Source organism: Methylosinus sporium, assembly GCF_003113265.1.
Lineage (GTDB): Bacteria > Pseudomonadota > Alphaproteobacteria > Rhizobiales > Beijerinckiaceae > Methylosinus > Methylosinus sporium.
In genome coordinates this window covers 1-10,432 of record NZ_PUIV01000049.1, presented here as the reverse complement: position 1 = coordinate 10,432, position 10,432 = coordinate 1, and the positions used below count along the sequence as shown (strand labels likewise).

Annotated in this window: 11 protein-coding genes; 7 read left to right on the top strand and 4 right to left on the bottom strand. The window is 64.7% G+C overall.

From position 1 onward, the window contains the following. The first annotated feature begins 216 nt into the window (after nucleotides 1-216). The 6 genes from C5689_RS17910 to C5689_RS17885 all read left to right on the top strand — a co-directional run bounded on the left by C5689_RS17910 (nucleotide 217) and on the right by C5689_RS17885 (nucleotide 5,218). Nucleotides 217-795 carry a hypothetical protein gene (locus C5689_RS17910; RefSeq protein WP_108918599.1) on the top strand — a complete coding sequence of 193 codons (579 nt, stop codon included), beginning with the start codon at nucleotides 217-219 and terminating at the stop codon, nucleotides 793-795. 135 nt (nucleotides 796-930) lie between these two features. Next, nucleotides 931-1,974, top strand: coding sequence for a sulfate ABC transporter substrate-binding protein (locus C5689_RS17905; protein WP_108918598.1), 1,044 nt, complete (start codon nucleotides 931-933; stop codon nucleotides 1,972-1,974). Between the two features lie 35 nt (nucleotides 1,975-2,009). Next, complete coding sequence (gene cysT / locus C5689_RS17900) at nucleotides 2,010-2,855, top strand: sulfate ABC transporter permease subunit CysT (RefSeq protein WP_425293408.1); 846 nt, start codon at nucleotides 2,010-2,012, stop codon at nucleotides 2,853-2,855. Continuing rightward, a complete protein-coding gene (cysW, locus tag C5689_RS17895; RefSeq protein ID WP_108918596.1) occupies nucleotides 2,848-3,726 on the top strand; it encodes a sulfate ABC transporter permease subunit CysW in 879 nt (292 codons plus the stop codon). Before cysT ends, cysW begins: the two co-directional genes overlap by 8 nt. 22 nt (nucleotides 3,727-3,748) lie before the next feature. Then, nucleotides 3,749-4,822, top strand: coding sequence for a sulfate/molybdate ABC transporter ATP-binding protein (locus C5689_RS17890; RefSeq protein WP_108918595.1), 1,074 nt, complete (start codon nucleotides 3,749-3,751; stop codon nucleotides 4,820-4,822). Between the two features lie 21 nt (nucleotides 4,823-4,843). After that, complete coding sequence (locus tag C5689_RS17885; protein WP_306432193.1) at nucleotides 4,844-5,218, top strand: VOC family protein; 375 nt, start codon at nucleotides 4,844-4,846, stop codon at nucleotides 5,216-5,218. A 58-nt stretch (nucleotides 5,219-5,276) separates the two neighbouring features. Here C5689_RS17885 and C5689_RS17880 read toward each other — a convergent pair whose 3' ends face one another. Beyond that, on the bottom strand, nucleotides 5,277-5,906 hold the full coding sequence (locus C5689_RS17880) for a hypothetical protein (RefSeq protein ID WP_108918594.1): 630 nt from the start codon (nucleotides 5,904-5,906) through the stop codon (nucleotides 5,277-5,279). A gap of 196 nt (nucleotides 5,907-6,102) precedes the next feature. On the opposite strand from C5689_RS17880, the gene C5689_RS17875 reads away from it, so the two are divergent. Beyond that, nucleotides 6,103-7,461: an O-linked N-acetylglucosamine transferase, SPINDLY family protein gene (locus C5689_RS17875; protein WP_167398744.1), complete on the top strand. Its 1,359-nt coding sequence runs from the start codon at nucleotides 6,103-6,105 to the stop codon at nucleotides 7,459-7,461. A gap of 76 nt (nucleotides 7,462-7,537) precedes the next feature. Here the strand turns inward: C5689_RS17875 and C5689_RS17870 are convergent, their stop codons facing one another. The 3 genes from C5689_RS17870 to murI form a co-directional block, all read right to left on the bottom strand. Then, nucleotides 7,538-7,768 (bottom strand): hypothetical protein, encoded by a 231-nt coding sequence (locus tag C5689_RS17870; protein ID WP_146188424.1) that lies wholly within the window; start codon nucleotides 7,766-7,768, stop codon nucleotides 7,538-7,540. Nucleotides 7,769-7,993: 225 nt separating this feature from the next. Continuing rightward, a complete protein-coding gene (locus C5689_RS17865; protein WP_108918592.1) occupies nucleotides 7,994-9,427 on the bottom strand; it encodes a homospermidine synthase in 1,434 nt (477 codons plus the stop codon). 127 nt (nucleotides 9,428-9,554) lie between these two features. Then, nucleotides 9,555-10,358: a glutamate racemase gene (gene murI / locus C5689_RS17860; RefSeq protein ID WP_108918591.1), complete on the bottom strand. Its 804-nt coding sequence runs from the start codon at nucleotides 10,356-10,358 to the stop codon at nucleotides 9,555-9,557. Nucleotides 10,359-10,432 lie beyond the last annotated feature (74 nt).

The following is a 10,432-nucleotide window of genomic DNA, read 5'->3' as shown; positions in this document are numbered from 1 at the left end:
CGAAGTTCGTCGCCGGCGACATGCCCTGATCGAACCTCGAATAGCCTGATAACAACGCCGGCCGGGCCTCGCGCCCGGCCGGTTTTTCTTTGCGCTCCGCTGGGCTCGTCCACGCCGCGCGCGTCCGTGCGCCGCGCTCGCGCGCCGCTTCTTGCAAGACCAGCGGGAGCCGATTAATTGCTATCGAGATTTCCCGACGCTCATTGGGGACGGCGCATGTCGAGCCGCGCTATCGCACAGTCGCTCTTGCTGATCACGCTGGTTGCAGCGAGCGCCGCGTCGCCGGCGATCGCGCGCGGCGATCTGCTTTCCGACAAAGACAGCTGCGTTCTCGCGGTCGGCCCCGAGCTCATCTACTTCGCCGGCTATCAGCCGGGCGACGCGCCTCCGCGGAAATTCTGCGAGGACGTTCCCCGACTGGGGGAAACGATTTTCGTTTTCGATTATGCCGCTCCCGAGCTGCGGGAGATGAAGGCCGGCTTCCGCATCTTGCGTCAGACCGACGAGAGAGATGAGCCATCCGACCGAGAGGCGGCGACCGCCGCGTCCCTGGCGCCGCAGATCTATCCCAAAGGGACTTTTTCTTTCACGCATGTGTTCACCCAGCCGGGCGATTTCGTCGGCGTCGTCACGATCGACGGTTCGGCGGGCGAGCACTGGACGGCGCGCTTCCCCTTCTCCGTGGCCAAGCGCCGTTTCGAGCTGAGCCCTTATTATCTGATCGGCGCCGCAGGCCTGCTCGCGCTGTTTCTGTTCGCCTCCGGCAAGTTCGAGACGAACCGCCGACGCCGCTGACCTTTTCGACGCGCGAGCGTCTTCCGATCTCAAAACCGCGAAAAACCGCGAATTCGAGGCGCGCGCCCGGTTTACAGCGCGGCCGAAATATATTAGTCCATAACATCACTGAATTAATAGACCATGGAGACAAGTATGCTGAGTGTTTCAATCACGCGGCGCGGCCTCGGCGCCGCTATCGCATTCGTCGCGGGCGTGTCGCTTCTCGTCGACTCGCTCGTCATCGATTCCTCGGCGCAGGCCGCGACGGCGTTGCTCAATGTCTCCTATGATCCGACGCGCGAGCTCTATAAGGCGATCAATCCCGCCTTCATCGCCGATTGGAAGGCCAAGACCGGCGAGACGATCGAGATACAGGCGTCGCACGCCGGCTCCGGCGCGCAGGCGCGCGCGGTCATCGACGGGCTGTCCGCCGATGTCGTGACGCTGGCGCTCGCGGCCGACATAGACGCGATCGTCTCCAAGACCGGAAAGGTCGCCGCGGATTGGCAGAAGAAGCTGCCGAACAACGCCTCGCCCTATACGTCGACGATCGTGTTTCTCGTCCGCAAGGGCAATCCGAAGAAGATCAAGAATTGGGACGATCTCGCCAAGCCGGGCGTCGCGGTGGTCACGCCCAATCCGAAGACCTCCGGCGGCGCCCGCTGGAACTATCTCGGCGCCTGGGGCTACGGACTGGAGAAGTTCAAAGGCGACGAGGCCAAGACCAAGGATTTCGTCAAGGCGATCTATAAGAATGCCCCCGTGCTCGACACGGGAGCGCGGGGCTCGACGATCACTTTCGCGCAACGCGGTCTCGGCGACGTGCTGATCGCCTGGGAAAATGAGGCCTTCCTCGCTTCGGAGGAATTCGGTAAGGACAAATTCGAGATTGTCGTCCCGCCCGTCTCCGTGCTCGCCGAGCCGCCGGTCGCCGTCGTCGACGGCAATGTCGACGCCAAAGGCACGCGCAAAGTGGCCGAGGCCTATCTGAACTTTCTCTACACGCCCGCCGCGCAGGCGATCATCGCCAAGAATTATTACCGTCCCGCGCATCCGGAATTCGCGGCGAAGGAGGATCTGAAGCGCTTGCCGAAGCTCCAGCTCTTCACTGTCGATCAGATATTCGGCGGCTGGGCGAAGGCGCAGAAGACCCATTTCGCCGACGGCGGCGTCTTCGACGACATCCAAAAGCAATAGGCCGTGAACCCGACATGAGCGCATCGACGCAAATCGTGAAAAGAAAGGCTCGGAGCTTCCCGGCTCCGAGCGTCATCCCCGGATTTCGGGCGACATTCGGCTTCACTCTCTTTTATCTGAGCCTCGTCGTCCTGTTTCCGCTGTCGATGCTCGTCATCCGCGCCTCCGAGCTCGGCCTCGCGGGCCTCTACGGCGTCGCCGTCGAGCCGCGCGTCGCCGCGGCCCTGCGCACGAGCTTTTTCATCTCCTTCGCCGCCGCGGCGATCGATGTCGTCTTCGGCCTCGTCACCGCCTGGGTGCTGACGCGCTATGAGTTTCCGGGCCGGCGCTTTCTCGACGCCATCGTCGATCTGCCCTTCGCTCTGCCAACAGCGGTCGCCGGCATCGCGCTCGCGGCGCTCTATGCGCCCAATGGCTGGCTCGGCGAGCCGCTCGCCGATTACGACATTAAAATCGCCTTCACGCGCTGGGGCATTCTCGTCGCGCTGGTGTTCGTCGGCCTGCCTTTCGTCGTGCGCACGGTGCAGCCGCTGCTCGCCGAGATCGACGTCGAGCTCGAGGAGGCGTCGGCCACTCTCGGCGCGAGCCGCGCGCATACGGTCTGGCGCGTGCTGCTGCCGCCGATTCTGCCGGCCCTGCTCACCGGATTCGCACTGGCTTTCGCGCGCAGCGTCGGCGAATATGGTTCGGTGATCTTCATCGCCGGCAATCTCGCCTATATCTCGGAAATCGCGCCCTTGCTGATCATCGTCAAGCTGGAGCAGTTCGACTATGCCGGCGCGACGGGCATTGCGACGATCATGCTCGCCATCTCCTTTGCCGTGCTGCTGGCGATCAATCTGATCCAGGCCTGGAGCCAGAAGAGGTTCGGCCATGTCTGACGCGCTGGCGCCCGCCATTCGCATCGCCGCGACGCGCCGCGTGACGGAGGAGGCTCCGCTCACGCGCTATCTGCTCATCGGCGTCGCCGTGGCCTTTCTCGGCCTCTTCCTGCTGTTGCCGCTCGCGGTGGTCTTCACCGAGGCGCTCACCAAAGGCGCCGGCGCCTTCTTCGCCACTTTCGACGAGCCGGATGCGCGGGCGGCGATCCGCCTCACTCTGCTCGTCGCGGCGATCGTCGTGCCGCTCAACGCCGTCTTCGGCATTTGCGCGGCCTGGGCCATCTCCAAATTCTCCTTTCCCGGCAAGAGCGTGCTGATCACGCTCATCGATCTGCCCTTTTCGGTCTCGCCTGTGGTGTCGGGCCTCGTCTATGTGCTCGTCTTCGGCTCGCAGGGGCTGCTCGGACCGACATTGTCGTCTCATGGAATTCAGATCGTCTTCGCCATTCCGGGCATTGTTCTCGCGACGATCTTCGTCACCTTCCCCTTCGTGGCGCGCGAGCTCATTCCGCTGATGCAGGAGCAGGGGACGGTGGAGGAGGAGGCGGCGCTGACGCTCGGCGCGAGCGGCTTTCGCACTTTCCTCACAGTGACATTGCCCAACATCAAATGGGGCCTGCTCTATGGCGTGCTCCTCGCCAACGCCCGCGCCATGGGCGAGTTCGGCGCGGTGTCGGTCGTATCCGGCCATATTCGCGGCCTGACCAACACGATACCTCTCCAGGTGGAGATCCTCTACAATGAGTATAATATCGTCTCGGCCTTCGCCCTCGCCTCCCTCCTGGCTGGGCTGGCTCTCGTCACTCTGGGGATCAAGACGCTTCTCGAATGGCGCTACGCCGGTCAAATCGCCGGTCGACGCCGTCACTGAGGACGCGCCGCGCCAGCATGGCGTGGAGATCAGAATCGAGGGCGTCGAGAAGGATTTCGGCGATTATCCGGCTTTGCGCGCTGTCGATCTGACGATCGCGCGCGGCGAGCTGGTCGCGCTGCTCGGGCCGTCCGGCTCCGGCAAAACGACTTTGCTGCGCGCCATCGCTGGGCTCTCCAATCCCGATCGCGGCCGCATTCTGTTCGATTCCGAGGACGCCACGACACTGTCCGTGCAGGAGCGGCGCGTCGGCTTCGTCTTTCAGAATTACGCGCTGTTCAAGCATCTGACCGTCGCCGACAATATCGCCTATGGGCTGAAAGTGCGCCCGCGCAGGACACGCCCCTCTCGCGCCGAAATCGCCGAGCGCGCGGCCAGGCTGCTCGAATTCGTGCAGCTCGATGGGCTCGGCGCGCGTTATCCGGCGCAGCTCTCCGGCGGCCAGCGCCAGCGCGTTGCGCTCGCCCGCGCGCTCGCCATCGAGCCGCGCGTTCTGCTGCTCGACGAGCCCTTCGGCGCGCTCGACGCGCGCGTGCGCAAGGATTTGCGCCGCTGGCTGCGCGACGTGCATCGGCAGACCGGCCTCACCACGGTTTTTGTGACGCATGACCAGGATGAGGCGATGGAGCTCGCCGATCGCGTGGTGGTGCTGGACAAGGGCCGCATAGAGCAGATCGGCACGCCGGATGAACTCTATGACCGGCCGGCTTCGCCCTTCGTGCTCTCCTTCGTCGGCGAGGCGCTGGCGCTGCCGGTGCAGGTCGCCGACGGCAAGGTGATTTTCCAGGGCAAGGAACTGCACGTCTCCTCGGAAAATCTGCGCAATGGACCGGCGCGCGTCTATTTCCGTCCCGCCGACATCGCTCTGCATGGCGGTCAGATCGGCGCGCTCGAGGGCCGGGTCGAGGCGGTGCGCCGCACGGCTGCGGGCTTGCGCGCGTCGATCTCCATCCCCGGCTATGACCAGACGGTCGAGGTCGACACGGATGATCGCGTCGGAACGACGCTCGGCAGCAGCGTGCCCCTGTCGCTGAACAATGTGCGGATTTTCTCGACCGCGGCCGAGGAGACGCTCGGCGATGGCGCGGGGATTTGAGAAGGGTCGGGCGGTCGAACGATGATGATCAGTCATCTGTCGATCGGCGTGTCCGATCTCGGGCAGGCGGTGGAATTTTATGACGCCGTCCTCGCAGTGCTCGGCTATAGGCGGCTCTACACCGGATCCAGATCGATCGGCTATGGGACGCCGGACGGGCGCGAGCCTTTCGCTCTGAAGCGACGCTCGGCGTCCGACATAGGCGTCGACGCGGGCTTTCACCTGGCTTTCGTCGCGCCGACTCCCGAGGCCGTTCGGGCTTTTCACGCCACGGCGCTCGCGTGCGGCGCGCAGGACGACGGAGCGCCCGGTCCGCGGCCACGCTATGGGCCGAGCTACTATGCCGCATTCGTGATCGACCTCGACGGACACAAGCTCGAAGCCGTATACCAGTAGCTTCGCGGGGCGGCCGGCGCTCGACTCTGCCGCTGAAGCGCCGGACGGCGGCGAAGGCTCAGAGAACAGCGGACGAGAGGGATGTGATCGCCTTCTTATCAGCGAGCCACTCTGCGAACTGCTTCACCTCGCCGACGCCGTCCTCGACGACGGCCTCATAGACATATGCGCTCGGAATCCTGTTTTCCGACGATCCGGATTTCATCGCCGCCAACGCCTGTTTGATGATCAGTATCGTCTTCCGGCGGTCGTCGTCGAGACGCGGCGGTAGCGTCTGCAAGTGGCGCAGGTCTGGTTGCCGTTCGGGCCGATCCACCGCCCATATATCGAGAGTCCAGTCGATTCCCTCGCTGGCGCGCGCCGACACTCCGAGATACAGACCGTCCGGATAGCTCGCCGGATCGGCGTTCCACGCGCCGCTGTCGTTTCTGAAGCGGACGGAAACCACATAGCGATCCATCGACATGAGTTCGGCTCCAGCGCGAATGAAGGCCTCGCGCGCCTCGCCGGACAGGCTTTCGCAAACCACAGTGATGTCGATGTCTCGGCGAACCATCAGGCCGAGAGCGGAACTGCCGACCCGGATCGGTTTGCCGACGCGGCTCAGCAAAACGTCCAGATCGAGGAGCTCTACGATCTGGTCGGCTTCCTCCTGCAGAAGCCTTTGAGTCCTCAGAACATCATCCATTTCGACGCTCCAGATGTCGAAAGCGCATCTCGGAACGAACTTTCATAAAATAAAAGTAGAGCAGTCGCCATGCGGCTCCGCTTATACCCCAGAGCGCCGAGAAATGGCGCGGCGATTGCTTCCGTCCGATGTCTGATCCGGAAGGCGACACGCGCCTTCATGCCCAGGCGAAGAAACTTCGACCTGGGAGACGGCGATGCGATCGCTCGGACGCAGCCGCAATATGTGCGCTTGGGATGACTTCGCAGGCGACGCCAAAGCGCTCGCCGATCTTCTCGCGGCCGACGGCTCCGGCGCGCTGCCGCCTTTTCTCTTTCTCTCGCAGCCCGGCGTCGGCGCCGCCGATCAGCGGCGCTGCTCCGAGCTGTGGACGCGCGATCGCCGCGCCGCCGCGGCGACGGAGCGGCGCGCGCTCGATTTCCGCTTTCGCGCGGCGGATGGGCGGAAGATCAAGCTCGGCTATCTCTCCAATGATTTCCACGATCACGCGACGGCGCTGCTGCTGATCGAGACGCTGGAGGCGCATGATCGCGAGCGCTTTTGCGTGAACGCCTATTCTTATGGAGCCGATGACGGCAAGGCGATGCGTCGTCGCCTCATCGGCGCTTTCGACAATTTCGTCGACATAGAGGCGCTCTCCGACGGCGACGCCGCCCGCGCGATCCATCGCGACGAGGTGGACCTGCTGATCGATCTCAAAGGCTTCACCGCCAATGCGCGCAGCGGCATTCTGATGCTGCGTCCGGCGCCCGTGCAGGTGAATTACCTCGGCTATCCGGGCACGCTCGGCGAGGATATCTGCGACTATATCATCACCGACGATTATGTGACGCCGCTCGCCTCCGCCGGCGATTATTCCGAATCCTTCGCCTATATGCCGCATAGCTATCAGCCGCGCGGCCGCGCGGGGCCGATCGGGCCGCGGCCGACGCGCGCGGCCATGGGCCTGCCGGAGCAGGGCGTCGTTTTCTGCTGCTTCAATCAGGCCTATAAGTTCACGCCGGAGATGTTCGACGTCTGGTGCCGGCTGCTCGACGCCGTGCCGCACAGCGTCCTATGGCTGCTCGGCGCGCCCATGGCGGAGGGCAATCTGCGCAATGAGGCGTGGAAGCGCGGCGTGAATGGCGCGCGTCTCGTCTTCGCGCCGGATATGGCGCAGGACGAGCATCTGGCGCGACTCCAGCTCGCCGATCTCGTGCTCGACACGGCGCCCTATAACGCCCACACAACGGCGAGCGACGCGCTGTGGGCGGGCGTGCCGATCGTCACTTGCAGCGGCTCCACCTTTCCCTCGCGCGTCGCCGGCAGCCTGCTGCGCGCGGTCGGGCTGACGGAGCTGATCGCCGTCGATCTCGATGATTATTTCGATCTCGCCTATCGGCTGGCGACCGATCCCGCAGGCCTCGTGGATCTGAAGGCCAAGCTCGCGCGCAATCGCGCCGGCGCCGCGCTCTTCGATGTTCCCGCCTATACGCGCGATCTCGAAGGTCTCTATCAGTCCATGTGGAATCGCCGATCCGCAGGCCTGCCGCCGGCGCTCATACCGGCGGCTTGAGGCCGGAATGACGCCAGAGCGTTTCCAGCCGAAGTGGACGCCGGTTCGGCGTTGGAAACGCGTCAAGACAAAGACTCTAGTTGGAGATATTGCCGGGGCCTTCTGGCCGCGTGGGATCGGCGCCGAGGCCGAGCCGTCCGACCGCGCCCGAGAAGTTATATCTCTGGCGTTCGCGGTCCGGTCCCGAACTGGTCTCGGTATTCGAGTCGCGCGGCCGCTGCAAATCTTCCGAGCGTTTCGTTTGGGCCTGCGCGATCGAGCACATGATCGCCATCGCCAGGACGAAGGCCGACTTCGACGTGAGCATTGCCGTCTCCTTTGTCTTTTTGGAGAGGCTGGACCCCGACGGCGCTGTCTCGAAGGACATTCCTTCGACGCCATGGGCTGCAGCATAGCAATGCGATTTGTATCAGAGACCAAAGCGCCGATTGCGTCGGCTCGGGGCGCTCGCCAATGAAAATGCGCGCGCCTGTCGCGATCATGCGACAGGCGCGCTGAAAAGCTTTCGGATTCGACGGCGATCGCCGATTACCTATCGAACCAGAATATTCTTGAACTGCCAGGGGTCGCTCTCGTCGATATCCTCCGGGAAGAGACCCGGGCGGCCGTCGAGCGGCGTCCAATCCGTGTAGACCCCCTCGACGGGGCCGAGATAGGGCAGTTGCACTTCGAGGCAGCGGCGGAAATCCACCTCATCGGCCTCGACAATGCCGGCGGTGGGGTTTTCCAGCGCCCACACCATGCCGGCGAGCGCGGCCGAGCTCACCTGCAGGCCGGTGGCGTTCTGATAGGGCGCCAGCTCGCGCGTCTCCTCGATGGAGAGGCGGGAGCCGTACCAATAGGCGTTCTTGGCGTGGCCGTAGAGCAGCACGCCGAGTTCGTCTATGCCGTCGACGATCTCGTTCTCGTCGAGAATCTTCCAGCTCGCCTGCATCTTGCCGGCGCGGCCGAACATCTCGTGCAGCGACAGAACGGCGTCGTCGGCCGGATGATAGGCGTAATGGCAGGTCGGCCGGTACGCCACCTTGCCGGAATCATCGCGCACGGTGAGAAAATCCGCGATCGAGATCGACTCGTTATGGGTGACGAGGAAGCCGAATTGCGGTCCCGGCGTCGGCGTCCAGCTGCGCACGCGCGTGTCGGCGCCCGGCGACTTCAGATAGATCGCCGCGCCACAGCCGGAGGAGTGCGTGCCGGCTATGTCCGGCAGCGACTTCTCATGCGTGCCCCAGCCCAGCTCGGCCGGCTGCTGGCCCTCGGAGACGAAGCCCTCCACGGACCATGTGTTGACGAAGACGTCGCGCGGCTTCGGGCTCTTGGCGCGCTGCGTGTCGCGCTCGGCGATGTGAATGCCCTTGACGCCGAGCTTCTGCGCCAGCGCGGCCCAATCGGCGCGGGTCTTCGGCTCCTCGATCTTCAGCCCCGTGTCGGCGGCGATGTTCAGCAGCGCCTGCTTCACGAACCAGGACACCATGCCCGGATTGGCGCCGCAGCAGGAGACTGCGGTCGGTCCGCCCGGATTGCGGCGACGCTCCTCCAGCACCGTCTCGCGCAGCGCGTAATTGGTGCGCGCTTCGTTGCCGAGTGTGTTGTCGAAGTAGAAGCCGGTCCAGGGCTCGACCACCGTGTCGACATAAAGGCAGCCGAACTCGCGGGCCAGCTTCATAATGTCGAGCGAGGAGGTGTCGACCGAGAGATTGACGACGAAGCCCTGTCCCTCGCCCTTGGTGAGCAGGGGGGTGAGCACTTCGCGGTAATTGTCCTTGGTCAGGGCGACCTTCTGAAAGGCGATGCCGCGAATATCCAGCATTTCACGATGCGTATCGACAGGGTCGATGACGGTGAAACGGCTCTTGTCATAGTCGAAATGGCGCTCGATGAGCGGCAAGATGCCACGTCCGATGGAGCCGAAGCCGATCAGAACGATCGGGCCGGTAATCTTCGCATGGACGGGCCAGTCTGCCATTTCGCTCACCTCTTGGAGTTCGAGAATTATTGTGCGGCGCGTTACAGCAAGAGCGGCGGACATAATCAAGGAAAAACGCGGGCGGGGCGTTTTCCTTCTGTCGCTCTGCGGCAAAGAGGGGGCGGGCTCAGTCGGGAGAAAAGCCCATTCGCGTCAGCGCCGCGGCCAGCGCCGGCTCCGGGCGCGCCCCGCTGGTGAAGATCGCGCGGGGCGCCGGCGCCGTCGCTTCGCGGTCGGGGCCGAAGCGCTCGACGAGCAGCCGATCGGCCTGGCGCGCTATGGCGGGGGCGGGGTCGATCCATTCGACCGGCCAGGGCGCGAGGCGCCGGAAAAAGTCCAGCAGCAGCGGATAATGCGTGCAGGCGAGCACGACGACGTCCGTGCGCGCCTCGTCGCGCGTGACGAAGCAGGGCGCGATCTCGCGGGCGATCTCCGCCTCGGAAACAGCGGCGCCGCGCATAAAATCCTCGGCGAGCGGGGCGAGGCGCGTCGAGCCGACCAAAGTCACAGCGCAATCGTCGGCGAAGCTGGCGATGAGAGCGCGCGTGTAATCGCGCGCTACAGTGCCGGGCGTCGCCAACACGGAGACGAGGCGCGAGTGCGAATGTTCGGCGGCGGGCTTTATCGCCGGCACAGTGCCGACGAAGGGAAGCTGCGGCCAGCGCGCCCGCAAAGGGGGAAGCGCGCGCGTGGAGGCGGTGTTGCAGGCGATGACGACGAGATCGGGGGCCAGCTCGGCGACGAGCTTTTCCATCACCTCCATGACGCGCGCGACCAGCGCCGTCTCGGAGAGCGGACCATAGGGGAAGCCGGCGTCATCCGCGCAATAGAGCAGCGCCGCATGAGGGCGCAGCTTCGCCACTTCGGTGAAGACGGTGAGGCCGCCGAGCCCGGAGTCGAAGACGAGGATTTTAGGGGCGGGGGGCGTCATGAGGGCGGTCGGCTCGCAGTGTCCTGACGTCCCCGAATCTGCCCCCTCTCCCGCAAAGCGGGGGAGGGGGCAGA

Coding starts and splice junctions, on each gene's coding strand:
- C5689_RS17910 (WP_108918599.1), top strand. CDS start 217: ATGTCGAGCCGCGCTATCGCACAGTCGCTCTTGCTGATCACGCTGGTT.
- C5689_RS17905 (WP_108918598.1), top strand. CDS start 931: ATGCTGAGTGTTTCAATCACGCGGCGCGGCCTCGGCGCCGCTATCGCA.
- cysW (WP_108918596.1), top strand. CDS start 2,848: ATGTCTGACGCGCTGGCGCCCGCCATTCGCATCGCCGCGACGCGCCGC.
- C5689_RS17885 (WP_306432193.1), top strand. CDS start 4,844: ATGATGATCAGTCATCTGTCGATCGGCGTGTCCGATCTCGGGCAGGCG.
- C5689_RS17880 (WP_108918594.1), bottom strand. CDS start 5,906: ATGGATGATGTTCTGAGGACTCAAAGGCTTCTGCAGGAGGAAGCCGAC.
- C5689_RS17875 (WP_167398744.1), top strand. CDS start 6,103: ATGCGATCGCTCGGACGCAGCCGCAATATGTGCGCTTGGGATGACTTC.
- C5689_RS17870 (WP_146188424.1), bottom strand. CDS start 7,768: ATGCTCACGTCGAAGTCGGCCTTCGTCCTGGCGATGGCGATCATGTGC.
- C5689_RS17865 (WP_108918592.1), bottom strand. CDS start 9,427: ATGGCAGACTGGCCCGTCCATGCGAAGATTACCGGCCCGATCGTTCTG.
- murI (WP_108918591.1), bottom strand. CDS start 10,358: ATGACGCCCCCCGCCCCTAAAATCCTCGTCTTCGACTCCGGGCTCGGC.